The sequence below is a fragment of the Halarcobacter sp. genome, from assembly GCF_963676935.1.
Taxonomy (GTDB): domain Bacteria; phylum Campylobacterota; class Campylobacteria; order Campylobacterales; family Arcobacteraceae; genus Halarcobacter.
On the sequence record NZ_OY781470.1, the window covers coordinates 533,617 to 560,450 of the forward strand.

Below are 26,834 nucleotides of genomic sequence, written 5' to 3' on the forward strand. Positions count from 1 at the left end.
AATGAATATTTTAAAATTAGCTTTAGTATCTATTGCTACAGCAGGAAGTTTATTGGCACATGGATTTTGGTTAAACTCATTTGAAGCAAAATCTCATGGAAGTAGTTTAGTTACAGTTGGTTTCGGAACAGGACATAACTTAACTATTGAGGATTCTATATCAGATAGACTAAGTTTAGAATCATTTAATCTGTTAACTCCAGATGGAGAAAAAATTCAACTAAAAAAACCTCTAAAAGGTTTAGATGATATTTATGATAGCGATACAATAAATATTGTTGACAGTAATTTAGCAATGCAAAAAATTAGTTTAAATAAAAAATCAAAAGCAGGTACTTATAGTGTAGAGATGTCTACAAAAACAAATATTTTTACTAAATATATAGACAAAAATGGGAAAAACAGATTTTTTAGAGGTAGTGCAGAAAAAGTAAAAAATCCAAAAAAGATTATATCTTCATTGAAAAATACAATTTATGCTAAAACATATTTTGTAAATAAAAAATGGAGTGAACCTAAACCTGTTGGTCACAAATTGGAGCTTATCCCTATAACAGATATCTCAAAGTTATATGTTGGAGATAAAATAAAATTCAAAGTATTATTTAAAGGAAAGCCTTTAAATAGTGGATTTGTTACCGCAACAAATAGTTTAAGTAAAGGTGATAATGCACTGTTCTCAAATATTAGAAAAGGTGTAGCCTCATTTGTTTTAACAAATTTTGGTCAATGGAAATTTGAAATTAATAATAAATCAAAAGAGGATGATTTAGTAGTTTCTGATACTGCAAGTGCAACTTTAAATATCAAATAATTTAATGGAAGTCTTTAAAGGCTTCTGTTAAATTTGTAAATAGAATTCTATAAAAACTAAACAAACTAATCACTTATTTTTTTAATTGCAAACTCAAAGATTAATACTTAAAGCAGTAATAATAATTGGTATCATTAATATTGGGTTAAACTTATGTTTAGTTGAGGTTTAAAGTGCTTTAGTAAAATTTTATATATAAAAAAAGGAGTATTAATTGTATAAGGTTTTGTTTTTTCTTTTATTGTATTCAATAGTTTATTCAAATGATTTACAAATATTGAATAAAGATAAAAAAGAGTTAAGAGAAGTTGAAAAAAGAATAATTCAAGAACAATATAAATCATCAAATAATTCTTGGATTGGTGGAGTTGATTTAAGTTCAAGCTTAAATAGAAGTCACTCTTCCTCAACTGGAAGTGATAAGTTTACAAAAAGTGTCTCTATTGGATTTTCACAAAATTTATATGAATCAGGTGGAATTGAATTTTCAATAAAAAATGCAAAAGACACTTTAAATGAACAGTTGATTGCATGGGAGAATGAAAATCTAGTTATATTAAAAACAATTTATGAAACTTTACTCTCAATAAAAAAATTAAAACTACAAATAAAACAAAATGAATTTACATATAAAAATAAAGAGATTGAATTAGCACTTAAGAAAATTCAATATGAAGCTGGAGATGTAGATATTACTGAACTAAACGATGCAATTATGGCAAAAAATACACAATATAAAAATAATATTGCTTTAAAAAACTCATTAAAAGATGTATTATATGAATTGTCTAAATATACAGATTTAAAATATGAAGAGATAGAGATACTTGATTTTAAGCCAATTAATAAAGAAGATTTTATAAATAACAGTATAGATTTAAAATATGAAAATGCAAAAATTAATACATTAGATTCAAGTTATAAAGAGTTAAAAAGTTCATATGGACTTCAAGTTAATTTTTCAAGTTCTTTATCTTATTCTGAATCTGATGAACTAAATGAAGATACAAATAGCAGAAATAAATCAGGTTCATTAGGTTTGAACTTTTCATTACCACTTTTTGATGCTACAAAAAAATATGAATTAGAAAAATCAAGATTAGAAATATTAAAACAAAAAGTTAATTTATCTGATATAAAAAAAGAGTTAATAAATAAATATGATCAAATCTTAACACAAATCGATACATATGAAAAATACTTTCTCATAATAAATGAAAATTTAGAATTATATGAAGATTTAATTTTAATTAATAGTGTCTCAAATTCGGCTGGAATGAGTTCTGATTATGATTTAGAAATACTTAAAAATACAAAAAAAATAAATGAATATGATTTAGAGATAAATGATATAGACATGCAATTACAATACTCAAAATTATATTTTATGACAAAGGTTGATAGCTAATGAAAAATAGTTTAGAAGATGAACTTAACTCTTATTCAAATAATAGTGGAAATAAGAAATATATTTGGATAGTTTTAATTTTATTAATTGCAGGATCAGGTATTTATTATTATCTTATGGATAAGAATATAGAGTCTAGTCAAGTTGGATATAACACAAAAAAAGTAGAAAAAGGTGATGTTGTAGTTAGTGTAACAGCAACGGGTAATTTGGAACCTACAAATAGTGTAGATATTGGTATTGAAGTATCAGGAACTTTAAAAGAGATTTATGTTGATTTTAATGATAGAGTAGAAGTCGGACAAGTTTTGGCAAAAATTGATACTGCAAAACTTCAGGCTAAAGTTGATAGTTCAAAAGCTTCTTTAACAATAGCAAAAGCAAATCTTATTGAGAGCGAAGTTAGTTTAAAAAATAAAAAAGTAAATTATGACAGAATACTAAAAATGCATAGAGAATCAGGAGGAAAATACCCTTCTCAAAATGATGTAGATGATGCAATGTTCTCTTATGAAAGTGCTAAAGCTAGTTTAGATGCAATGAAAGCAAAAGTATTACAAGCTCAATATGATTTAAAAACTGATGAAGAAAATCTTGAAAAGGCAGTAGTTAAATCATCTATAAATGGCATTGTTTTAGATAGAGTAGTTGAAGTTGGTCAAACTGTTGCTGCTACAAATACAACTCCTACTCTTTTTACAGTTGCAAAAGATTTAAGAAAAATGGAACTTATAGTAAATATTGATGAAGCTGATGTAGCTAATATTAAAGAAAATCTTGATGTTGAATTTACTGTTGATGCATATCCAGATGAAAAATTTAAAGGGAAAATTAGGCAAGTTCGATATAACCCAATTGAATCTAGTGGAGTAATTACTTATGAAACAGTTGTTTTACTAAATAATGATAAATTGCTTTTAAGACCAGGGATGACAGCAACTGCACAAATTTTTACAAAACAATTAAGAGACCAAATTATAGTTCCCAATGCTGCATTTAGATTTAAACCTAGTAATAAAGAGATAAGAAGTAATAAAAGTATGAAAGATATTATGTCAGGTTCAGGAAGAAGACCTAAAGGTTCTAGATCTAATAAAAGTTCAAAAAATATAAAAAAATCAACAAATATGAAAATTGTATATGTTTTAAAAGATGGAGAAGCAAAAAGTGTAAAAGTGAAAACAATTGACACAGATGGGAAGTTTACTGCTATTAAATCAAGAAACTTAAGTGTTGGAGATGAAGTTATTATTTCACAAAGTAGCATTAATGAGTAATGAAAAACCAATAATAGAGTTTAAAAATATTGTTAAAACCTATGGTAAAAGTGAAGCTAAAACCTATGCTTTAAATGGAGTAGATTTTTCTATAAAAGAGGGAGAATTTGTTGCTATTATGGGAGCAAGTGGTAGTGGAAAATCAACTTCAATGAATATGATAGGTTGTTTAGATAAACCAAGCTCAGGAGAGTATTTATTTAACAATATTCATGTAGAAAAACTAAATAGAAATCAGATGGCATTAATTAGAAGAAATTATATAGGTTTTGTATTCCAAAATTTTAATCTTCTTGGTAGAACTTCTGCACTAGAAAATGTAGAATTGCCATTAATTTATAGAAAAATACCTGCCAAACAAAGAAAATTATTAGCTTTTGAAGCTTTAAAAAAGGTTGGTTTAGAAAGTGTTATTTACCATGCACCATCGCAACTTTCTGGGGGTCAGCAACAACGTGTAGCAATCGCAAGAGCTATTGTTACAAATCCTTTGATTTTGTTAGCAGATGAACCTACAGGAAATCTTGATAGTATAAAAAGTGTCGAGATTATGAATTTATTAAAAAAGCTAAATGAGCAATCAGGTATTACTGTTATTATGGTAACACATGAAGAAGATATGGCTACATATGCAAGTAGAACAATATATTTTAGAGATGGACATATAGATAAAGCTCTTAAAAAAGGATATAAGTAATGTTAATAAATGCTTTTTTAATAGCTGTAAAAGAGATTAGAAGAAATATTTTAAGATCAATCTTAACTATTCTTGGAATTGTAATTGGAGTTGCCTCTGTTATAGGTATGGTTATGATTGGAGATGGTACAACAGCAAATGTAACTGAGGGTATAAAAAAACTGGGAACCAATATGTTAACTTTAAGGGTTGGTCAAGAAAGAAGAGGGCCACCTAGAACTGATAACAGTGCTAGATCTTTTAATGAAGCAGATATAGATTCTATAAAATATGAGATTCAAAATGTTGTAGGTGTTGCACCTGAGGATGATTCTAGTATAAATGTTATTTATGGTAACAAAAGTTATTCAAGTAAAATTGTTGGAACAAATAATGATTTTTTTGAAATAAAAAATTGGGAATTAGAAAACGGTAGATTATTTGAAGTTTCAGAATTATCTGCAGGAAAAGCAGTTTGTATTATAGGTACAACTGTAATAAAACAACTATTTGATGTAGAAGAGGGTGTGACTATTAATCCTGTTGGTGAGAAAGTTAGACTAAAAAGCTTTTCTTGTACAGTTATTGGAACATTAAAATCAAAGGGTGCAGCTGCATTTGGTAGAGATCAAGATGATATTATAGTTACACCACTTGGAATGTATCAAAGAAAAGTAAAAGGAAATAAAAATATTACAACTATAATTACTTCAATAAATGATAGTAAAAATATTGAAAAAGCAAAAGATGATATAACTATACTTATGAGGGAAAGAAGAAATATTGGTATTAATGAAGATGACAATTTTCATATTAGAGATATGCAAGATTTACTTTCAACTATGACATCTACTACTGAAACTTTAACTTATCTTTTAGGTTCAATTGCTGCAATTTCTCTTTTAGTTGGTGGAATTGGTATTATGAATATTATGCTGGTTTCAGTAACTGAAAGAACAAGAGAGATTGGGACTAGATTAGCAATAGGTGCAATGGAAGGTGAGGTGTTATTACAATTTTTAGTTGAAGCTGTAGTATTATCAACTTTAGGTGGTATTATTGGAATTGCATTAGGTTTAGGTTTAGGATTTACAGCTGTAACTATGATTCAGTTACCATTTATTATAAATCATGAGATTATTTTAGTTGCATTTATTTTTTCAACAATAATTGGTGTAATATTTGGATATTTTCCTGCAAGAAAAGCAGCAAGATTAAATCCAATTGATGCTTTAAGATATGAATAGTATATTTTATATGGGTGTTTGGAAAAAAGCTAAATTAATATTCCTTACATTTTATTTCAGAAAATAAAATGTAAGGTAGTTAAAAAAGAATAAAGATTTTTAATATTTCTCTTTATCTCCATTTTTAAGAACATCTTTTGTAAATCTAATTACTTTATTTCTTCCTGTTTCTTTTGCTTGATATAAACAAAGGTCAGCATATTTAATACATTTCCAGAATTGGTCTGTATCTGTTGGGAAGAATGCGTATCCAATACTTACAGTTTTACTAAATGATTCATTATTAAAATTAAATATGATTTTCCCAAATTCTACATTTATTCTTTGAGCCAACTCTTTTGCCGTTTCAACTGTAGGGTTTTTCATAATAATTAAGAACTCTTCTCCCCCAAATCTAACAATAAATTCATCATTTGTTACAAACTCTTTCATTGTTTTTGCAAGTCTTTGTAATATTGCATCTCCTGCATCATGTCCATAAGTATCATTTACCATTTTAAAATAATCAATATCTAAAAACATAACAGCATAAGTTGTACCTTGAGCAAGTTCATTTGGCATAGTTCTATCTACAAACTCATCTAGATATTTTCTATTGTATAAACCTGTTAATCCATCTACTAGATTTCTTTCTCTTAAAACATCCATTAAGATTCTACTCTCTAAAATAGGTTTAGTTTCCTCAAGATATTTTTTGATAATACCTATTTGATATTTATTATGTTTAATACAATCTTTGTCTTCACATAAAATATGTATAGTAACTGATTTTTGATCATTAATATTAAATGGGATACAAGTATATTCTGCTTCACAAGATTCACAATTTGCTAATCTACAAACTTCAGGGAAAGTTTCAGATGTAATTACGTTATTTGTTCTTTGCGCCCTACAAAACTCTTTTATATCTTTTCTCACATCACAACAAGCTTTTTTATCTTTTGGTGCATAGATAATTTTTCTTTCATCTTTTTGTAAATCATCTTCAAAAATATAAAATGTTTTTATTTTTAACTTATCTTTGAAAACTTGAATAAGTCTATAATATATATCATCTTTAGTTAAATCAGTTTCGATAGTCTTTTTATAATTATATATTTCTGATATATCTTCTATAATCTCTTTTGCTGTAAGCAATTTATCATTATTTACATTTGAAGCTCTATTATGTACGAAAGCAGTTAGATTTCTTTCAATACCTGTTAATACTGTTTCAAGTTTTTCAATAATTTCATTTAACCACATAAAGGCTTCTTTATCCTCTTTTAAAATACCCTCTTGTGCCCTTACAGCATAGTTACCTTCATGTACTTGTTTTAATATATTTGTAATAGAATCAAATGAACTAGTATAAGGTTTGATTTTTCTACTAATAAAAATTAAGAAGAAAATCAAGAATACAATAACAATAGCAATAATATTTAAAAGAATTGCTATACTAGACAATCTATCCTCTTGTATATCAAAAGTTAAAGATATAGCACCTAATACTTCTCCCTCTTTTGCATCATGACAGGCTAAGCAATTTGGTTTATCAAGTGATGAAGCAGTATATGGAATAGTAATTCTAAGATTAGCTTGCTCAACAGTTTCGTTGATAACTACCTTCTCTTTTCCCGTTTTTAAAACCTCTTCATCCACAGCATCTCTTGGAACTTCATTTGTACTGTGAGTTCCAAATTGTTCACTAACTTTAGGAGACCTTACAACCCAAAGCTCATTTAGTTCTCTTAATCTTTCTAAACTATTTAAAAAGGTATCTCTTTGATGCATATTTCCATTGACCATATGGGATGTCAAAGCATTTTTTACAATATCTGCAGTTAAGTAAGCCCTTTTTTTAGCACTGTTATAACCACTTTCTCTTGAACCTATAGCAACTAATGCAACAATAATCAAGGTTAATAAAGTAACCATTGAAAATATAATAAGAGTAATTTTCTTGTTAGAATTCATATTTTACCTTTTGTGAAATTATAGTTTAAAACTTAATAAAGCTACAAGATTTTGAAAGCCTCTTCCAAATCAATAGTACCTTCATAAAACGCTTTACCAACTATAACTCCAGAGATTTTTCCATTTTTTTTACAATTTTTAATATCTTCTATATCTTTTACTCCACCACTTGCGATTGTATCAATACCACTTGAATCGGCAATAGATTGAGTAAATTCTACATTTACACCACAAAGCATTCCATCTTTTGAAATATCTGTACATATAATAGCTTCAACACCTGCATTTGCAAATTCACGAGCTAAATCAGTAGCTTTCATTGAACTAACTTCAGCCCAACCTTCAACTGCAACCATTCCATCCATTGCATCTATACCAACTGCGATAGGGTATTTTGCTGCCATATCTTTAACGAACTGTGGATCTTTTACTGCAATTGAACCAAGAATTAATCTATCAACTCCAAGTTCAAGATACATTTTAATAGTTTCTTCATCTCTAATACCACCACCAAGTTCAACTTTTAAGTTACAATTTTCTCTAATCTTTTTTATTTGTTCTAAGTTTGCAGGCTTACCAGCAAAGGCACCATTTAAATCAACTATATGTACCCAGTTACTTCCTAACTCTTCAAATCTTTTTGCTACCATCCAAGGTTCATCTGAATAGATTTTTGCACTATCCATCAAACCTTTACTAAGTCTAACAGCTTTCCCATCTTTTAAATCTATAGCTGGTAATATATCCATCATTCTCTCTTTATAATTATTTTAAGTTAAAATTATAGTAATTCTTTTTAGTATTTTCCCTAAAATTTAAGTCTTTATGATAAATAATTGTAAAAAAGTGAACAGTTATTTATCCAAATTATAAAATTTATTTGTTAAAATAAATAATTAAACTAAAATTATGGAAACCAATGAAAAAGATTATATTAATAATTCTTTTAATAATTACTTTATCACAAGCAGAAAATTATAAATATGAAGCAACTTGTGGTTTTTTATATCAAGGTACACTTTTAACTAAATTTAAAGAATCTAGAATTGCACTAAAATCTTGGGTAGAAGAATTAATAAAAAAAAATGGTGGTAAAGCTACTGTCAATTTTTATGAAGATGAGAGAAAGCTTTTTAAAGACCTAAAAAAAAACAAACTTGATATGGTAGTTTTAACTGCACCATATTTTTTTAAAAATAAAGAAGATATTTATAAATATTCAAAAGATTTTTGGAGTTTAGACTTTGGAAGTGGGAAATATATCTATTATTATCTTATTGGGAAAAATGACACAGAATATAGAAGTTTTAAAACCTTAAAAAACAAAACTTTAAGTATTCAAGTTAATGACAGTATTGGAAAAGTTTGGTTAGATAAAAACATTTATGAGATAAACAAAGTCAAAGCTGAAAAAATTTTAAAAAAATTAAAATATGAGGAAAAAGAGAGTAGCGTAGTGTTGAATGTTTATTTTGACAAAAGTGATTATGCCATTATCAACAAAAGAGTTTGGGATGATATGCTTGCTTTAAATCCTTCAATAGTAAAAAAGGTAAAAATAATAGAAAAAACTGATATAGGTCAACTAAACTCTATTGGACTATTTTCAAAAAATACTAAACAAATAATTGTTGACTCAGTATTTAAAATTGGGCTTGGGATGAAAGAGGATGAAGGCTATAAAAACGTAATAGATATATTAGAAAATATTTCTATGTACAAATTAGAAAAAAATGATTTAGATGATTTAATTAAATATTATGACGAGTATTTTAAGTTAGAGGAAAAGTATAATTGAAACTTAATCTTTTTAGTAAAATTTTTATTATTACATTTGTAATATTTTTAAGTGTTTTATTTATATATATGTATGAATTAAGGGAGTCGCAAAAAAATTCACTTTTAAAAAATATTGAGATAAAAGCAAATAGCTTAGGTGATACAATTACTTTTATAAATAGTGATAATATGATTATTGATGATGAGGTCAAAATACTAGAGTCTTTATTAAATTATGTGACTTTAAATAAAGATATAAAAAATTTAGTATTATCGAAAAAAGATGATTATCAACTTTTAGTTAAACCTAATAGTTGGTCTCAACTTGAAAATAAATTAAAAGAAAAAAGGCTTAATAATAGTATAAAAAAATCTATATTCACAGAAGAGATAGTTTATAGACATAAATATCCTATACTATTTTCAGGAATCCAATGGGGGTTTTTATATTTTGAGCTTTCTGTTGATGAATATAATGAACAACTAAAGGAAATGAACAAGCAGTTTTCGATTCTTATTTTAATTATGTTAATAAGTAGCTTTTTTATATCTTATATTTTAGCAAGAATTATTTCTAAACCAATAATCAAACTTAATAATATTTCAAATCTAATATCAAAAGGTGATTTAAGTCAAAGAGTTGATATTGAGAGAAAAGATGAGATTGGTACTTTGGCAAACTCTTTTAATAATATGGTTGAAAATCTTGAAAAATCACAAAATAAATTAAAAAATTATCAACTTGATTTAGAAAAAGAGGTAGAGGAAAGAACAAAAGAATTGAAAGAATTAAATGACACCTTAGAATTAAGAGTTAATTCTGAAATAACAAAAAGACAAGAGCAAGAACAACTTTTAATTCAACAATCAAAACTCGCTTCAATGGGTGAGATGATAGGTAATATTGCCCATCAATGGAGACAACCTTTAAACGCATTAGGACTTGTTGTTCAAAATATAAAATTTGCTTACGATTTTGATGAATTAGATGATCAATTTATGGATACCTCAATTGAAAAAGTAAATAGATTAACAAAAAATATGTCTAAAACAATTGATGATTTTAGAAACTTTTTTAAACCTAATAAAGAAAAAATTGCATTTAATCTTGATAAAATAATTAATGAAACATTGGAGTTAGTGGATTCAACATTTGAAAATCATAATATAGATATAAAAAAAGATATTGAAAAAGATATAAAAGTTTTTGGTTTTCCAAATGAATTCTTACAAACAATGTTAAATATCATGAATAATGCAAAAGATGCTTATATTGAAAATAATATTGTAAATGGAAAATTACATTTAAAAGTTAATAAAAGTACAGATTTTGCACATGTAACTATTCGTGATAATGCAGGTGGAATACCAAAAGATATTAGAGATAAAATTTTTGACCCTTACTTTACAACTAAAGAGGAAGGTAGAGGTACAGGAATAGGTTTATATATGTCTAAAATTATTATAGAACAAAATATGAATGGAAAATTGATAAGTGAATCAATTGAAAATGGAACTATTTTTATTATAAGTTTACCTCTTTATAAGGATTGAAATGGATTATAAAAAAGAATTATTAGAAAATTTAAAGAATATTAATATTTTATTAGTTGAAGATAGCCTTGAGGCAAGAGATGAATTAGAAATTTTTTTTAGAAATAAAGTAAAAAAATTATATTTAGCAAGTGATGGACAAGAGGGATATGATTTATATAAAGAGTATAAACCTGATTTAGTATTAAGTGATATTAAAATGCCTAAATTAGATGGCTTAGAGATGGCAAAGTTAATAAGAGAGTTTGATAAGAATTCAAAAATTATATTAATAACTGCTTTTAATGATACAGATTATATGTACAAAGCGATACAACTTCATGTAGATAATTATGTGATTAAGCCTATAGATTATAATTTATTACTTGAGTCAGTTTTGGAAATATCAAAGATTATTAATTTAGATAAAATAAATAAATCAATACAAAATACATTGGAACAGTACAAAGATATTGTTGATGAACGTTCAATTGTTTCAAAAACTGATATAAATGGATTGATTACATATGTAAATAAACCTTTTGAAAATATTTCAGGATACAAAAAAGAGGAACTAATTGGAAGACCTCATAGTATAATAAGACATAAAGAGACACCAAAATATGTTTTTGAGGATTTATGGAAAACAATTATTAATAAAAAAACTTGGTATGGGACTATTAAAAATAAAAAGAAAAATGGCAGTTCTTATATTGTTGATACAATAATTAAACCTATTTTAAATATTAATGGTGAGATTGAAGAGTTTATTGCTTTAAGAAATGATATAACTGACTTAGAAGAGTCAAAAGAGTATTTTAAAAAACAAAGCGAAAAAACAAATTTAGATTTAAAAGAGAGTATTAGAATTGCAAAAATATACGAGGATGCAGTTGATAAATGTAATATTATTCTAAGAGTATCAACTGATAAAAAAATCATATTTGTTAACGATGCTTTTTGTAAGATAAGTGGTTATTCAAAACATGAATTAATTGGACAACCATATTCTATATTAAGAGACAAAAATATTGATATTGAAGAGTATGAACAGAGTGTAAAAAAACTCAAAAATGAATTAGATGAAGGAAAAGTGTATGATGGTAATATATCAAATACTGCAAAAGATGGCTCTATTTATCATTGTAAATATACAGTTTTTCCTATAAAAGATAAAGATGATAAAATTGTAGAATATATGAGTATTCGTCATGATATTACACAAATTATAAAATTACATAGTGAGTTAGAAGAGACTCAAAGAGAAGTTATATACAAATTAGGTGAAATAGGTGAAACAAGAAGTAAAGAAACAGGAAATCATGTAAAAAGAGTAGCTGAGTATTCTAAGATACTAGCTACAAAACTTGGTTTAGAACAAGAAGATATTGATATATTATTTGCAGCTTCACCTATGCATGATATAGGAAAAGTTGGAATACCTGATTCAATACTTAATAAACCAGGTAAATTAACTCCCGATGAGTGGGTTTTTATGCAAACTCACTCAGAAATTGGTTATAACATATTAAAATCTTCAACTAGACCAATCTTAAAAGCAGCAGCTATTATCTCATATACTCACCATGAGAAATGGAATGGAAAAGGTTATCCCCGAGGATTAAAAGGTGATGAAATACATATATTTGGAAGAATAACAGCTATAGCTGATGTTTTTGACGCTTTAGGGAGTGACAGATGTTACAAAAAAGCTTGGGAGTTGGATAGAATATTAAAATTGCTAGAAGAACAAAAAGGGAAACATTTTGATCCTCAGTTAATAGATTTATTTATGGAAAATTTAGATGATTTCTTAGAAATAAGAGATAGATATAAAGATGATTTCTAAAATGTTATTAATTGATTTTATAGTATAATTTATAAAACTATTAAGTATTATTATGAAGAAATTAAATAAAAAAATATTAGAGAGTGCAACAGTTCTTTATGTAGAAGATGAAGATTTAATTCGTGAAGAGATGTACTATTTTCTTAATAGATATGTAAAAAATCTTTTTGTAGCTAAAAATGGAAAAGAGGGATTAAAACTTTTCCATGAAAAAAATCCTGATATTATTATTACAGACATACAAATGCCAGTAATGAATGGTTTAGATATGTTAAAAGAGATTAATAATAGAAATATTCCTGTTATTATAACTACTGCATATTCAGACATTGACTTCTTCCTTGATGCAATTGAACTAAAAATTGATAAATTTATAATTAAACCAATTGATTTATCTGAAATAATTACTAATATACAAGATTTAGTTGGAGCATCTAGATTAAAGAAAAAACTATTTGAAAACGATAGATTATTAGAAATTATTGATGAAAATGTATTAATATCAATTACTGACAAAGATGGTATTATAATTGATGTTAGTAGTTCTTTTTGTGAATTTGTTGGATATACAAAAGAGGAATTATTAGGTAATACTCATAAGATATTAAAACATGAAGACAATCCAAGTGATTTTTATAAAAATATGTGGGAAACAATTAAAAAAGGTGAAGTGTTTCGAACTGAAATTAGAAATAGAAAAAAATCAAATGAGATTTGTTGGGCAAATCTAACAATTACTCCATTATTTCAAGATGGTGAAATAGAAAATTTTATAGCAATAAGGCAAGATACAACAAATAAAAAGAAACTTGAAGAGATTGCAATTCATGATGATATGACAGGACTTTACAATAGAAGATATCTTAATGAAGTGATTGAAAAAGAGATTAGAAGGATTAAAAGAGAAGATTCTATTCTAAGTTTAGTTACTATTGATGTAGATTATTTTAAAAAGTATAATGATACTTATGGTCATCCAGAAGGTGATATTGTATTAATAGAAGTTGCGAGAGTACTCAAAGAACATGCCCAAAGAGCAACTGATTATATATTTAGAATGGGTGGTGAAGAGTTTGGAATAATATTTAGTGATTTATCAATAGAAAAATCATTAGATTTTGTAAAAGATATTGTAAAAGCAGTGGAAAATTTAAAAATAAAACATAAAAACAGTGAAACATGTGATTTTATTACTATCTCTGCTGGTTTAATTGTACAATCAGCTCAAAATTTAGAATCTTTTAAAGAGATGTATAAACTTTCAGATGAAGCGTTATATAAAGCAAAAGAGAATGGGAAAAATCAGGTTGTGCTTTCTGATAAATCCCAATAGGTTTATTTAAGATTCATAAAGTTTTTTAAGATTTTTAAACCATTATCGTGAGATTTCTCAGGATGAGGTTGAAATCCATAAATATTTTCTTTATGAACGGCACTTACAAATTCATACCCATATTCAGTTTTTCCAATAACATTTTTATCCTCAGTTACAGCATGATATGAGTGTACAAAATAAAGGTAAGGGTTTTCTAATCCTTCAAATAAAGTATGATCATCTTTTGTTTTTATTGTATTCCATCCCATATGTGGAATCTTAGTATCTTCATGCATTTTTGTTTTATCAAACTTAATAACTTTTCCGTCAATAAGTCCTAAACCTTTATGTGCACCAAACTCTTCAGAACTTTCAAATAAAAGTTGCATTCCTAAACAAATACCAATCATATTTTTACCACTTTTAGAGTATTCCCAAATTGCTTCTTTCATACCTGTTGAATTTAAATTTTCCATTGCATCACCAAAAGCACCAACTCCAGGTAATATAATTTTGTCAAAATTTTTCAATTCGTTAGGATCTTTTACAAAAGAGGCTTTTGCATCTAATAGATGACAGGCATTATAAACACTTGCTAGATTTCCCATATTATAATCGATAATTCCAATCAAATAATATCCTTTATTTTAAAAGAAAACATTATACAAAAAAATTACATCAGCTAGGGTTAAAGAGTTTGATTATATAGGTAATTTAATAAAATCTCATTGTTGATATTTAATATTGTTTTAAATATAATTCCTAACTTTTAAACAGATAAAATTAATAATAAAAAGTAAACTTTTTATGTTATAAAATAAAGGAAAGCCAATAATGTATAAGATTTGGAGAGTATGTTTTTTTATAAGTTTTTTGTTATTTACTGGATGTAGCCAAAAAAATTTAGAAAAAAATGTAGGCATTTCAAAACCTAAACAAGAAAAAAAGATAAAAAAATATACATATTGTAAAAAACATCAATCTATAATGCAATTTGCTGCAAAATATATAAAAGATGAGTTTGACAAAGCATATTTAAATATTAAAGATACAGTTGGCGCAAAAGCACAAGTTTATTTAATAGAAAATAATACTCAAACAGTTTTTGCAAAGAATATAAATGCTGCAAGAGAATCTTATAAAGCTCAATATATCTTAGCTAAAAAAAATGGATGTAATACTCAAGATTTTAAAACTTTTCCTCTTGAAGAAGTAAAGAATAAAATACAAATACTTGAAAAGAAAAAAATAAAATGAAAAAATCAATTTTTATATTAATACTATTTTTTATCCCTATTTTAAATGCTCAAGAGTTAGTTGTAGATAAATTACTTGAAAAAATCAATACAACAAAAGATAAAGAAGAAAAACAAGTATTGATTAAAAAGCTTAAAAAAACACTTGCTGATAAAAATAAAAAAGAGATACAAGAAGCTAATGCAATTATAAAAGCAAAACAAAAATTGCCCTCAAAAGTTTATGATGAAACTTTTTTAAATAAATAGTTGGATATTTATGGATAATAAAAAGAATATTTTACTTTTAGAAGATGATACTATTTTAGCTCAAACTATGGTTTCTTTGTTAGAGCAAGAAAACTATAATGTAACTTTAGTTGAAGATGGTGAAGAGGTTTTAACTAAAACCTATGAAAATAAGTACGACCTTTATCTTTTTGATATAAATGTACCTTTGTTAAATGGGACAAATACTTTAAAGCTTTTAAGAGAAGCACAAGATACAACACCAACTTTTTTTATTACAGCTCTTAGAGATACAGCTTCTATCTTAAATGGTTTTGATTGTGGTTGTGATGATTATATAAAAAAACCTTTTGATTCTGATGAATTATTAGCTAGAATAAAAGCTATTATGAAAAGAAATAACCCTGTAATCAAATATAAAAATATCACTTTTGATTTATTAGATAATAGGATATTTTTAGATGAAGAAGAGATATCTTTAGGAAGTGTAGAAAAAGATGTTTTTTCTCTGCTTATAAAAAATATAGGTAAAACAATTGATAAATCTATATTTTTTGATTATATGAATAAACCTAGTGATGCAGCTCTTAGAGTATTAATTAGTAAATTGAAAAGAGTTTTAAATGTTGATATTTCTAACACTAAAGGTGTAGGATACAAACTTGAAAAAATATGAAAAAAAGTCTTTTTTAACTTCTGTTTTTTTATTTTTTATCCCTTTAGCAATATTTTCAAGTATTGTTTTATATATGTATCATCAAGATAAGATAAAAGATATAGAACAAAATATACTTTACCAAATGAGAGATTATACTTTTGATTTCAAAAGTGATAAGTTTATATTGGATGTAGTTGAATACGACAATAACAAAGAATTGTTTAAACTATATAAATGTAAAGAGGGACTTTGTTCCTATTTTAAAGCTGCTGATTCAGGATTGTATTTATTAAAAGTTGTTTTCCCGCAAGAAAAATATGAAAAGATTTATAAGGATTTTATTGTAAAAATATTTAAATTTTCAGTTGTTGTTATGTTTATTCTTTTATTTTTATCTTTTGGTTTTGCTTTTTATTCTTTAAGACCAATGAGAGAAGCTTTATATCTTTTAGAAAATTTCTTAAAAGATATTATTCACGATTTAAATACCCCCTCAACCTCAATTTTATTAAATTCAAAACTTCTAAAAAGGCATGGTGATTTTGAAGAGATAGAAAGAATTGAACTTAGCGCAAAAACAATTAGTTCTTTATATAAAAATTTAGAGTTTATTACTCAAAAAGGTATTGAGAAAAATGAAAATATCTCTGTTAGTCAAGTAATAAATAGTAAAATAGATGTTTTACATAAACTTTATCCAACAATAATATTTAAAAAAGATATTGAAGATTTTTTTATAAAAACAAATGAAAATGCACTTGAAAGAATTCTTGATAATTTACTCACAAATGCTTGTAAATATAATAAAAAAAATGGAATAGTACATATTATTGCTTCAAAAAATAAGATAATTATTAAAGATACTGGTATTGGAATTAAAAATGTTAGTAGAGTATTTGATAGATATTATAAAGAGACTGATAGAGGTTTAGGTATTGGCTTGAGTATTGTAAAAAAACTTTGTAGTGCTTTGGATATAAAAATTACCATTAAAAGTAAAATAGAAGAGGGGACAAGCGTAGAGCTTGTCCTTTAAATATGGATTGTGGGTTGTTATGTTCACATTTAAGAGAACTATTTATCTTCTGAGAATATTGGTTTTTTTAATTTCTTGTCAATAAGGTCTTGAGCTTTTTTTACAGCATCTTTATCTAAAGTAGCAATCTCATCATCTAGTTCATTTAGAAGTTGAGTTTTTACTTTTACATCTTTTGTGTTATTGATTTTTTCAACAAGCTTATCAATACTGTTAAGGTTTGCTGCAAAAAGTCCAGTAACAAAAAAAAGTGCTAAAATTAAAATTCCTTTTCCAAGTAATTCCATGTTTTATTCCTCCTTTTTAAATTTGTAGAAGAATTATATATTATGAGTGTAAGTTAAGTATAAGTTCAAAATTTTGCATCTGCAAGGGTTAAAGAAAAAAGTATATTGTTACCTTTTTTTTCTAAAATTTTTTTAGCTTCAAGTATTGTAGTTCCCGTTGTAATCAAATCATCAACAAGGATAATATTTTTATTTGTCAAATTAGTTTCAAATTTTCTTTTATTTTTTTTCCTAAATTCTAAATCTTTCCCTGCATATTTAACAATATTCTTTGCTTTGAGTTGTCCAAATAAAGGTTTTATAAATGATGAGTTTAGATTTTTAGATAATATTGCAGTTTGTGAATAGTCATGCCTAGTATGTTCATCTATTCCTATTGCATATACAGTTTCATTGAAAGAAAAATTTTGTGCAAATTTATTAAAAGATAATTTTGCTAGGATAGAGTATATTCTATCCCCATGAAAATAGTATTTTGAATTGAGTAATTCTTCAATCTCTTTAAAGGAATAAAAAGAGTAGTTGAAAAAACCATTAGTTAATTCTCTTTTATAAAAAGTGGGCTGTAGTAAAGTAGCTTGACATTTATTGCAAATGATTGATAAAGATAGATTTTCACATAATAAACATTTCATAATAAAAAATATTATATCATCTTTTTTAATATTAGGTGATACAATTTATTATATTTATGATAATATCCAATAAAATTTTTTAAAGATGAAAAATGCTTGATTCTAAACCTTTTATTTTATTTTTCAAATATGTAATCCCTTCTATGTTGGGTTTTTTAGCAATATCATCTGCAAGTATTATTGATGGATATTTTGTAGGTAATTATATTGGCTCAGTAAGTTTAGCGGCTATTACTGTTTCTTTCCCTTTATTTAATATTTTATTTGGCTTTGCTTTGATGTTTGCAGTTGGAAGCTCAGTTATTACTGGTAAATTAATGGGAGAGGGTAATAAAGAAGAAGCCTCTAATGTTTTTTCAAAAGCTATATATGTTATTGTTGTACTTTCAATCTCTTTGAATTTGTTGCTTTATCTAAATATAAACAATGTTTTAGACTTGATAAATGTAAAAGATCAACTAAGAGTTGAAACCCTAAATTATCTTCCTGTTATTTTAAATTTTTTACCATTTTTGATGATAGGAATTACAGTTGATTATTTTGTAAAAGTAGATGAAAATCCAAACTTATCTTTTCTAGCCTTACTTATAAGCTCACTTATTAACATAGTTTTAGATTATATTTTCATAGTAAAATTTGATTGGGGTATAAGTGGTGCTGCATATGCAACTGGTATTTCACAAGTTTTTATCTTACTGGTATTACTTCCACATTTTTTTCTAAAAAAGTCAACACTAAGACTAGTAAAACCAAGAGGAAGTTTTTTAAGTATATTTAATGCCTTAAAAAACGGTTCTTCAGAGTTTATCAATGAATCTTCTGTAGGTATAACTATCTTAGTTTTTAATTATATTTTATTAAAAACTTTTGGTCCTTTAGGTATTGCTTCTTTTACTATTATAGGATATTTTATAACCATTAGTATCATGACAAGTTTTGCTGTTTCAGATTCTTTACAAGCTATTATTAGTAAAAATTTTGGTGCACAATATTTTAATAGAATGAAAAGTTTTTTAAAATTAGGAGTAGTAAGTATTTTATGTGTAGAGATAATTTTAACCTTGTTTGCAATAATTACACCGGAGTCATTGATAAATATATTTATCAATGACAATGATATAAAAACAAAGCATATAACTATAGATTTTATCTCTTATGTATGGCCTGCATTTATTTTTTCAGGCTTAAATTTGTTAGCAAGTGCATATTTAACATCAATACAAAAGCCACTTTATTCAGGACTAATAGCTATCATGAGAAGTTTAATCTTCCCAATAATATTTATTTTTATATTGCCTCTTATTTTTGGAGATATAGGAATATTTATAGCCTTATCGTGTGCTGAGATATTAACTTTTATTTTTGCATTTAGATTTTTTATGCTAAATAGACCAAGTGTTCTTTCAAAAGTTTCTACGTAAAACTTATATTTTAAATTACATTAATATTTAATTATAGATATTAATAAATCAACTATTTGTAAAAATATTGCAAAAATTAAGTTTATTATGTTAATATTTTAAAATATAAAGATTATTAAGGAAAATATTGTGTTATTACAATTTAGTGTAAATAATCATAAATCAATTAAAGATACTATTGAATTTAGTCTATTAAAAGAATCACAAGATAAAGGGAATTCTTTTAAGATTAGACAATATGAATTATTAAAAAGTGCCATTGTTTATGGTGCAAATGCAAGTGGAAAAAGTAATTTTTTAAAATCACTTGCATTTATGGGTAGAATTGTTTTAAATAAAGACAAGGTAATTCAATCAACTGATTTATTAGCACATATTCCATTTAGATTAAATACAGAGACAGAAGATAGTTCAAGTACGTTTGAAGTTGTATTTTTTATCGATGATATAAAATATAGATATGGATTTGAACTAGATAAAACAACAGTTTATTCAGAGTGGCTTTATGCAGATGAAAAAGGCAAAGAAGCAAAACTTTTTTATAGAGATATTGAAGAAGAAGATTATGTAAATTCAAATAGATTCAAAGAAGGTTATAACTTTTTTGATAAAAATAATTCAAATATTAGAATTTCTAAAAATCAACTTTTTATTTGGAAATGTGATCAAAATGATGGTGAAATTTCAAAATCTATTTTGAATTGGTTTAATCATGTAAATTTTATTGATGGTATTGATCATGATGGATACATAGAGTATACAATGGAACAAATGGAAAATCATGAGTTTAAATGTGAAATGATAAACCTTATTAAAACAGCTGATATTGGTATTGAAGATATTTTATTAGAAAAGAAAGAAGTACCGTCAAATATTGTTGAAGAATTACCTTTCCCTAAGGAACTGAAAGAGAAAATATTAAAAGAGGGTGGTTTAAAAGAAATTTCTTTAGATACATATCATAAAAAATTTGATAAAAATAATAATGAAATTGGAAATGTAGTATTTAATTTGGAAAAAGAAGAATCAATCGGTACAAGAAAGTTTTTTAAAATGACAGCACCTATTTTAAATACTTTAAAAGAAGGAAAAATTTTAATCATAGATGAACTAGATGCAAGTTTACATCCTATGCTTACAAAGTCATTGATTGAAATGTTTCATAATGAGGAACTTAATACAAAAAATGCACAATTGATTTTTGCTACACATGATACCAACTTATTAACGCCATCATTATTTAGAAGAGATCAAATTTGGTTAACAGAAAAAGATAAATATGGTGCAACAAATATTTATTCATTGGCTCAGTTTAAAGATGTAAGAGCAAAAGAGAACTTTGAAAAAAATTATATTCAAGGTAAATATGGAGCTATTCCATATCTTGGAAAGTTTGAGTTTTAGTTATGGCAAGGCGAGGGCAAGATAGTTCTGATAAACTTCATAATAGAAGAAAACAAGCTCTAAAAGCACAAGATTTTAAATCTAAAAAGAAAGATAAATCTAAAGTTCCAGATATAATCATTTCATGTGAAGATTCTGTATCTGCCCCAGCTTATTTTAGAAATATTGTTAAAAACCTTATTAAAGAAAAAAAGATTACGCAAGATTCATTTGTGATAGTTCCTTCTGAAATTTTAAGTGGAACTAACCCTTCTAAGGTTTTAGAAAGATTAAAAAAATATGAAGATAGGAATGGTAAAACATATAAAGATTTTCAACATAAATGGATAGTAATAGATAGAGATGTTGAAAGAGTCAATGGCGGTGGACATACCACAGAAGATTTTAATGTTGCAATTAATAATGCTAAAAGTACTAAACAAAATTTAAATATTGAAGTTGCATATTCAAATGATTCTTTTGAATTATGGTATCTCCTACATTTTAATTATATTACAACTGGTATTTTAAGAGATGATATTAATACAAAATTAATTAAAAAGCTGAAAGAAAAAAATCCATATAAATTTTCTAAATTAAATAAAAAAAATATTAAACAAGATAACTATGTAAAATATATTTTTGAGGAACTTTTAGAGTTTCAAGAAGATGCAATTAAGAATGCAGAAAGATTATTGGAAAGTTATGGAAATCAACACTCTCCAGAAAAAGATAATCCATCAACTACAATCCATAAACTTGTAGTAATTTTAAAAACATTAAATCAATAAATAATTAATAAATCTAATGTTTTATGAAGATTCAAGGTGGAAGAGAAAATTTATGTAAAAGCTTACTAAACTAAGTAAGTATATAAATTTTCTCTTTTAAGGTAGAAGATGTGCTGAAGATTAAATCTTCAACACTGCCATAAAAGCTTCTTGTGGTACGTTTACTTTACCAATCGCTTTCATTCTTTTCTTACCTGCTTTTTGTTTCTCTAGTAGTTTTCTTTTTCTTGTAATATCCCCACCATAACATTTTGCAGTTACATTTTTACCTGTAGATTTTACAGTTTCTCTTGCAATAATATTACTTCCAATACTTGCTTGTATTGCTACTTCAAATAGTTGTCTTGGAATTAGCTCTTTTAAGGCTTTTATAAACTCTCTACCTTTACTTAGGGCTTTATTCTCAGGAACTATTATTGATAAGGCATCTACAACTTCACCTGCAACTTTTATATCAAGTTTTTGTAAAACACCTGGTCTAAAACCTATTGGTTCATAATCAAAAGATGCATAACCTTTTGTTGTAGATTTTAGTTTATCATAGAAGTCCATTACAATCTCATTCATTGGAATATCATAATCCAATAAAACCCTTTTACCTAAATAATCCATTTTATTTTGTATAGCTCTTTTATCATTAAGCAGTTTAATAACATTTCCTAAAAATTCATCAGGTACTAAAATAGTTGCTTTTACATATGGTTCAAAGATTGTATCAATATAGTTAGGCTCTGGTAATTCACTTGGATTTTGAATTGTTATTCTTTCTCCATCATTTTTAAGCACTTCATATATAACAGTAGGTGCTGTTGCAATTAAATCAAGATTAAATTCCCTTTCAAGTCTCTCTTTTATAACTTCCATATGAAGCATTCCTAAAAAACCTGTTCTAAATCCACTTCCTAGTGCTGCTGAAGATTCTGGTTCAAAAGAGATTGATGAGTCATTTAGTTGAAGTTTAATTAAAGCCTCTCTTAAATCTTCAAATTTATCTGTTTCTATTGGATAGATTCCTGCAAATACAAAAGGTTTAGCAGGTTCAAATCCTTCAATTGCTTTTTGTGTTGGGTTTTTTGCATCAGTCATTGTATCCCCAACTGCAATTCCATCAAGTGTTTTTAATCCTAAAATAACTATTCCAATTTCACCTGTTTTGATTTCAGTTGTTTTTTCTCTTTTTATTGGGTGTGGATACATTAAATCTAATACTGGATGTTGAACTTTTGTATTCATCATCTTAAGCATTTGACCTTTTTTAATACTTCCATCATAAACTCTAACAAGTGCTAGTGCACCTAAATAGTTATCAAACCATGAATCATAAATTAATGCTTTTGTAGGAGCTTCCTCATCTCCTTCTGGAGCTGGAACTCTATCTACAATAGAATCAATTAAATCTTTTACACCTAAACCTGTTTTTGCAGAGATAAGATTATGTTCTGTACAATCTAAACCTATAGCTTCTTCTGTTTCTTCTAAAACTCTCATTGGGTCAGCACTAGGTAAGTCGATTTTATTAACAACTGGAAGTAGTTCTAAATCATTATCCAAGGCAATATATACATTGGCAATAGTTTGTGCTTCAACACCTTGTGTTGAATCTACAATCAAAAGTGCACCTTCTGATGAAGCTAAACTTCTACTTACTTCATAAGAGAAGTCAACGTGTCCTGGAGTGTCAATTAGGTTTAAGATATACTCTTCACCATCTTTTATATATTTTAATCTAACGCTTTGAGCTTTAATAGTAATACCACGCTCTTGTTCAATATCCATTGTATCCATTACCTGAGATGACATCTCTCTATCTGTAATAGCTCCACACTCTTGTATTATTCTATCAGCTAGTGTAGATTTCCCATGGTCAATATGAGCAATAATACTAAAGTTTCTAATGTTTTTTTGCAAGTTTAATCCTAAAATAGAGTTATTTAAATTGGGCGATTATATCTAAAATTTAGTTATGAGTGAGTTAATTTATAATTTATTTGAAAAAGTAGTTTTAGGATTAACCTAAAACCACTTTAATTTGGAGAGATTATCTTTGAATTGAACCTTCAACTCTTCTGTTTAATGCTCTACCTTCTTCTGTTTCATTTGTAGCTACTGGTCTTGTTTCACCATAACCAATTGATTTTAATCTTGTTGAGTCAACACCATAAGCTTCTAAAGCTTTAACAACTGATGCAGCTCTTCTTTCAGATAGTTTTTGATTATACTCATCACTACCTTTTGCATCTGTATGTGCTTCAATTTTACCACTTACTGATGGGAATGCTTTCATAAAGTCAGCAAATTTTTTGATTCTTGAATCATAAGAGTTTTTAATTCTTGAACTATCAAAGTCAAATAAGATGTTAAGGTTTACTTTTAATGAACATCCATTTTCATCAACAATATCTCCTTTTGGAGTATCTGGACATTTATCTTTTGAATCAACTACCCCATCTTGGTCACTATCAATTTCACATCCTAATTTATCAACAACTGCACCAACAGCTGAATTTGGACATTGGTCATTCATATCAAATACACCATCATTATCAGAATCTTTAGGTGCAGGAGTTTCATCAACTTTTGGAGCTTCAGGAGCTGCTTTTTTACCAAATGGAATTGCAATACCTACAGTATAAAGTAGGTTATTATCTCCATGATCAGTTTCAATAACATGTCTTAAATCTGTTTTTAAATAAACATCTTCAGAGATTTTGTATTTTACACCAAAACCATAGTTACCAAAAAGTCCACTTTCATTTCCATAAAATTCATTATCAAAGTGTTCAATACCAACACCCACTAAGGCATATAGCGACGTTGCATCATTTAATCCATATTCTTTGATAAAGTTACCAAAAACTCTAGTGACATAGGTAGAAGCACCTACATTAAAAACTGTATCTTTGTACTTTACATCATCAATAGTTCTTAAAAAACCAACTTCAAATTGATCAAACATTGAGTCATCAAGGTTAAAACCAAAACTTAAACCAACATTAGCATAGTTTCTTTCTAAATTTAAATTACCTTCAGTAAAAGTTCCACCTAACATAGGAGTAACTTCATATTTATATTCACTATTTGCAGCAAACATCATCGATGCACATAGTGCAGTAGATAATATAATTTTTTTCATTGTATTTCCTTGTTTTTTTGCGTATTTTTAGATATTAACTAAAAATAAATTAAATCTTTATTTAATCTTTATATTAATCAATAAAGATAGAATTTACAGATTCATTATTAGTTATTCTTCTAATTGTTTCACCAATAATTCTAGTACCACTTAATACCGTAATCTTATCACTTTTTTCTTTTGCAGGGATAGTATCAGTGATAACTAATTCATCTAATGTACCACTATTGATTCTATCAAAAGCTGGACCAGATAATACACCATGTGTACAGCAAGCCATAACTGATGTTGCACCTCTTTGTTTTAGTACTTCAGCTGCTTTTACTAGTGTTCCAGCAGTATCAACCATATCATCAACTAAAATAACATCTTTACCTTCTACTTCACCTATGATATTCATAACTTCAGCTACATTTGCTTTTTCTCTTCTTTTATCAACAATTACTAAGTCATATCCTAGTTTATTAGCATAAGATCTAGCTCTTGCAACCCCACCAATATCTGGACTTGCAATAATTGGATTTGGAAGGTTTTTAGCTCTTAAGTAGTCTACAAAAAGAACAGAACCATAAAGGTTATCAACAGGGATATTAAAGAAACCTTGAATTTGTGCTGCGTGCAAATCTATAGTAATAACTCTATCAACTCCAGCAGTTTCTAACATATCAGCAACTAGTTTTGCTGAAATTGGAACTCTTGGAGCCGCTTTTCTATCTTGTCTTGCATATCCAAAATATGGCATTACAGCAGAGATAGATTTTGCACTTGATCTTTTAAGTGCATCAACCATAATAAGTAGCTCCATTAAGTGGTCATTTGTTGGAGCACATGTTGGTTGAACAATAAATACATCTTGTCCTCTAACACTTTCATGAATTTGAACAGAGATCTCTCCATCACTAAATTTTTGGATACTTGCTCCACCAACATTCATATTTAAATACTGACTAACTTTTTTAGCAAATTCAGGGTTTGCAGTACCACTAAAAAGCTTAAATTTTGCCATAAATTTTCCTTTTTTGATTTTCCATGTGAGATAGATATTTTTCGGATTATACCCTCTTATTACTTATACACAATTTAGAAAAATTTATTTAGTTGATTTTATCCATCCGCTACCAATAACTTTTTCATTTTGATAAAATACTGCAAGTTGTCCTGCTGCAACTCCAAAGGCTGCTTCTTTTAAGGTGATAACACCTATATTATCAGCAATTTTTACACTACAAGGTATTGATTTTGATCTATATCTTAATTTTACCGTACATTCAAATTCCAAGTCTTTAATATACATATTCAAATTTTCAATTTTGACTTCATTTATCTCTAATGCTTCTTTTTTACCAACTACAATTGTATTGTTTTTGGGATTTAATTTTGTTACAAAGTGTGGCTCATGAGCGCCATGAACTGTAAAGCCTCTTCTTTTTCCAATTGTATAGTGCATATAACCTTTATGTTCACCTACTATATTTCCCTCTTTATCTAATACTTTACCTGGAATATCTATATTTGCATGTTTTTTTACTACATCAGTATAAACTGTTTCAACAAAACAAATCTCTTGTGATTCACTTTTTTCTGTAATTTTTTTATATGCTTTATCAAGTTTTTCACCAAATTTGATAATATCTTCTTTTTTATAGCTACTAAGGGGAAACATCATATATGGGAGTGCTTCTTTTTCTACTTGAGATAAGAAATAACTTTGATCTTTTGTTTTATCATCAGCTTCATAGAAAAATTCCCCATCTGTTTTTGCATAATGTCCTGTTGCTAAATAAGATGCTCCATGCTCTTTTGCAAAATCTAACATTGCTCCAAATTTAATCTGCCTATTACATTTTACACATGGATTAGGTGTTGTTCCTTCCAAATATGAATCTACAAAATAATCATAAACCTCTTGTGTAAACTTATCTGCTAAATCTAATATATGGTATTTTATATTAAGGAATTTCGCTACATCTTCGATATAGCCAATATTTTTTTCGTGATAACCATTAGTTCTATTGTGAAGCTTTAAGTAAACTCCTTCAACTTCATAACCATCTTCTTGTAACATGTATGCAGTAACTGAAGAATCAATTCCTCCACTCATACCTACCATTACTTTTTTTTTCATTTTATATATCCTTTAAAAGTTTCATAA

General features: G+C 26.7%; 25 protein-coding genes. 16 read left to right on the top strand and 9 right to left on the bottom strand.

Going from position 1 to position 26,834, the window contains the following annotated elements; genetic code table 11:
* Nucleotide 1: 1 nt before the first annotated feature.
* The 5 genes from ACKU4C_RS02580 (at nucleotide 2) to ACKU4C_RS02600 (ending at nucleotide 5,422) form a co-directional block, all read left to right on the top strand.
* Nucleotides 2-814, top strand: coding sequence for a DUF4198 domain-containing protein (locus ACKU4C_RS02580; RefSeq protein WP_321314296.1), 813 nt, complete (start codon nucleotides 2-4; stop codon nucleotides 812-814).
* Between the two features lie 214 nt (nucleotides 815-1,028).
* On the top strand, nucleotides 1,029-2,222 hold the full coding sequence (locus ACKU4C_RS02585) for a TolC family protein (RefSeq protein ID WP_321314297.1): 1,194 nt from the start codon (nucleotides 1,029-1,031) through the stop codon (nucleotides 2,220-2,222).
* Nucleotides 2,222-3,499: an efflux RND transporter periplasmic adaptor subunit gene (locus tag ACKU4C_RS02590; RefSeq protein ID WP_321314298.1), complete on the top strand. Its 1,278-nt coding sequence runs from the start codon at nucleotides 2,222-2,224 to the stop codon at nucleotides 3,497-3,499. The genes ACKU4C_RS02585 and ACKU4C_RS02590 overlap by 1 nt, the downstream gene beginning before the upstream one ends.
* Nucleotides 3,492-4,196: an ABC transporter ATP-binding protein gene (locus ACKU4C_RS02595; RefSeq protein ID WP_321314299.1), complete on the top strand. Its 705-nt coding sequence runs from the start codon at nucleotides 3,492-3,494 to the stop codon at nucleotides 4,194-4,196. Before ACKU4C_RS02590 ends, ACKU4C_RS02595 begins: the two co-directional genes overlap by 8 nt.
* Nucleotides 4,196-5,422: an ABC transporter permease gene (locus ACKU4C_RS02600; protein WP_321314300.1), complete on the top strand. Its 1,227-nt coding sequence runs from the start codon at nucleotides 4,196-4,198 to the stop codon at nucleotides 5,420-5,422. Before ACKU4C_RS02595 ends, ACKU4C_RS02600 begins: the two co-directional genes overlap by 1 nt.
* Nucleotides 5,423-5,521: 99 nt before the next feature.
* On the opposite strand, the gene ACKU4C_RS02605 is transcribed toward ACKU4C_RS02600, so the two are convergent.
* Nucleotides 5,522-7,378, bottom strand: coding sequence for a GGDEF domain-containing protein (locus ACKU4C_RS02605; protein WP_321314301.1), 1,857 nt, complete (start codon nucleotides 7,376-7,378; stop codon nucleotides 5,522-5,524).
* Between the two features lie 41 nt (nucleotides 7,379-7,419).
* Nucleotides 7,420-8,127: a 1-(5-phosphoribosyl)-5-[(5-phosphoribosylamino)methylideneamino]imidazole-4-carboxamide isomerase gene (hisA, locus tag ACKU4C_RS02610; protein ID WP_321314302.1), complete on the bottom strand. Its 708-nt coding sequence runs from the start codon at nucleotides 8,125-8,127 to the stop codon at nucleotides 7,420-7,422.
* Nucleotides 8,128-8,297: 170 nt separating this feature from the next.
* Here hisA and ACKU4C_RS02615 point away from each other — a divergent pair, with 170 nt between their 5' ends.
* The 4 genes from ACKU4C_RS02615 to ACKU4C_RS02630 are packed head-to-tail and all read left to right on the top strand — an operon-like array spanning nucleotide 8,298 to nucleotide 13,872.
* Nucleotides 8,298-9,176, top strand: coding sequence for a PhnD/SsuA/transferrin family substrate-binding protein (locus ACKU4C_RS02615; protein ID WP_321314303.1), 879 nt, complete (start codon nucleotides 8,298-8,300; stop codon nucleotides 9,174-9,176).
* A complete protein-coding gene (locus tag ACKU4C_RS02620) occupies nucleotides 9,173-10,711 on the top strand; it encodes a HAMP domain-containing sensor histidine kinase (protein ID WP_321314304.1) in 1,539 nt (512 codons plus the stop codon). Before ACKU4C_RS02615 ends, ACKU4C_RS02620 begins: the two co-directional genes overlap by 4 nt.
* A gap of 1 nt (nucleotide 10,712) precedes the next feature.
* Nucleotides 10,713-12,539, top strand: a complete 1,827-nt coding sequence (locus tag ACKU4C_RS02625; protein WP_321314305.1) for an HD domain-containing phosphohydrolase — start codon at nucleotides 10,713-10,715, stop codon at nucleotides 12,537-12,539.
* Nucleotides 12,540-12,591: 52 nt separating this feature from the next.
* The gene (locus ACKU4C_RS02630) at nucleotides 12,592-13,872 is read left to right on the top strand and encodes a diguanylate cyclase (protein WP_321314306.1); all 1,281 of its coding nucleotides are present in this window, start codon (nucleotides 12,592-12,594) and stop codon (nucleotides 13,870-13,872) included.
* A gap of 2 nt (nucleotides 13,873-13,874) precedes the next feature.
* Here ACKU4C_RS02630 and hisH read toward each other — a convergent pair whose 3' ends face one another.
* A complete protein-coding gene (hisH, locus tag ACKU4C_RS02635; protein WP_321314307.1) occupies nucleotides 13,875-14,486 on the bottom strand; it encodes an imidazole glycerol phosphate synthase subunit HisH in 612 nt (203 codons plus the stop codon).
* A gap of 202 nt (nucleotides 14,487-14,688) precedes the next feature.
* Here hisH and ACKU4C_RS02640 point away from each other — a divergent pair, with 202 nt between their 5' ends.
* From ACKU4C_RS02640 to ACKU4C_RS02655, 4 genes are read left to right on the top strand one after another with little or no spacing between them, the layout of a single operon-like run.
* Entirely contained in the window at nucleotides 14,689-15,111 is a 423-nt protein-coding gene (locus tag ACKU4C_RS02640) for a hypothetical protein (RefSeq protein WP_321314308.1), read from the top strand.
* Nucleotides 15,108-15,359: a hypothetical protein gene (locus ACKU4C_RS02645; RefSeq protein WP_321314309.1), complete on the top strand. Its 252-nt coding sequence runs from the start codon at nucleotides 15,108-15,110 to the stop codon at nucleotides 15,357-15,359. Before ACKU4C_RS02640 ends, ACKU4C_RS02645 begins: the two co-directional genes overlap by 4 nt.
* Before the next feature lie 10 nt (nucleotides 15,360-15,369).
* The gene (locus ACKU4C_RS02650) at nucleotides 15,370-16,014 is read left to right on the top strand and encodes a response regulator transcription factor (protein WP_321314310.1); all 645 of its coding nucleotides are present in this window, start codon (nucleotides 15,370-15,372) and stop codon (nucleotides 16,012-16,014) included.
* Nucleotides 16,001-17,032, top strand: coding sequence for a HAMP domain-containing sensor histidine kinase (locus ACKU4C_RS02655; RefSeq protein WP_321314311.1), 1,032 nt, complete (start codon nucleotides 16,001-16,003; stop codon nucleotides 17,030-17,032). Before ACKU4C_RS02650 ends, ACKU4C_RS02655 begins: the two co-directional genes overlap by 14 nt.
* 38 nt (nucleotides 17,033-17,070) lie before the next feature.
* On the opposite strand, the gene ACKU4C_RS02660 is transcribed toward ACKU4C_RS02655, so the two are convergent.
* Together ACKU4C_RS02660 and ACKU4C_RS02665 are read right to left on the bottom strand one after the other, a co-directional pair.
* Nucleotides 17,071-17,319, bottom strand: a complete 249-nt coding sequence (locus ACKU4C_RS02660) for a hypothetical protein (RefSeq protein WP_321314312.1) — start codon at nucleotides 17,317-17,319, stop codon at nucleotides 17,071-17,073.
* 65 nt (nucleotides 17,320-17,384) lie between these two features.
* A complete protein-coding gene (locus tag ACKU4C_RS02665; protein WP_321314313.1) occupies nucleotides 17,385-17,954 on the bottom strand; it encodes a phosphoribosyltransferase family protein in 570 nt (189 codons plus the stop codon).
* Between the two features lie 92 nt (nucleotides 17,955-18,046).
* Here ACKU4C_RS02665 and ACKU4C_RS02670 point away from each other — a divergent pair, with 92 nt between their 5' ends.
* The 3 genes from ACKU4C_RS02670 to ACKU4C_RS02680 all read left to right on the top strand — a co-directional run bounded on the left by ACKU4C_RS02670 (nucleotide 18,047) and on the right by ACKU4C_RS02680 (nucleotide 21,549).
* A complete protein-coding gene (locus ACKU4C_RS02670; RefSeq protein WP_321314314.1) occupies nucleotides 18,047-19,375 on the top strand; it encodes an MATE family efflux transporter in 1,329 nt (442 codons plus the stop codon).
* A 129-nt stretch (nucleotides 19,376-19,504) separates the two neighbouring features.
* Nucleotides 19,505-20,779 carry an ATP-binding protein gene (locus ACKU4C_RS02675; RefSeq protein WP_321314315.1) on the top strand — a complete coding sequence of 425 codons (1,275 nt, stop codon included), beginning with the start codon at nucleotides 19,505-19,507 and terminating at the stop codon, nucleotides 20,777-20,779.
* Nucleotides 20,780-20,781: 2 nt separating this feature from the next.
* Nucleotides 20,782-21,549, top strand: coding sequence for an RloB family protein (locus ACKU4C_RS02680; RefSeq protein ID WP_321314316.1), 768 nt, complete (start codon nucleotides 20,782-20,784; stop codon nucleotides 21,547-21,549).
* 120 nt (nucleotides 21,550-21,669) lie between these two features.
* Here the strand turns inward: ACKU4C_RS02680 and lepA are convergent, their stop codons facing one another.
* The 4 genes from lepA to mnmA form a co-directional block, all read right to left on the bottom strand.
* Nucleotides 21,670-23,457, bottom strand: a complete 1,788-nt coding sequence (gene lepA / locus ACKU4C_RS02685) for a translation elongation factor 4 (protein WP_321314317.1) — start codon at nucleotides 23,455-23,457, stop codon at nucleotides 21,670-21,672.
* Nucleotides 23,458-23,587: 130 nt separating this feature from the next.
* Nucleotides 23,588-24,682: an OmpA family protein gene (locus ACKU4C_RS02690; protein ID WP_321314318.1), complete on the bottom strand. Its 1,095-nt coding sequence runs from the start codon at nucleotides 24,680-24,682 to the stop codon at nucleotides 23,588-23,590.
* Nucleotides 24,683-24,755: 73 nt separating this feature from the next.
* Entirely contained in the window at nucleotides 24,756-25,688 is a 933-nt protein-coding gene (locus ACKU4C_RS02695) for a ribose-phosphate pyrophosphokinase (protein ID WP_321314319.1), read from the bottom strand.
* Nucleotides 25,689-25,772: 84 nt separating this feature from the next.
* A complete protein-coding gene (mnmA, locus tag ACKU4C_RS02700; RefSeq protein WP_321314320.1) occupies nucleotides 25,773-26,807 on the bottom strand; it encodes a tRNA 2-thiouridine(34) synthase MnmA in 1,035 nt (344 codons plus the stop codon).
* Nucleotides 26,808-26,834: the final 27 nt, after the last annotated feature.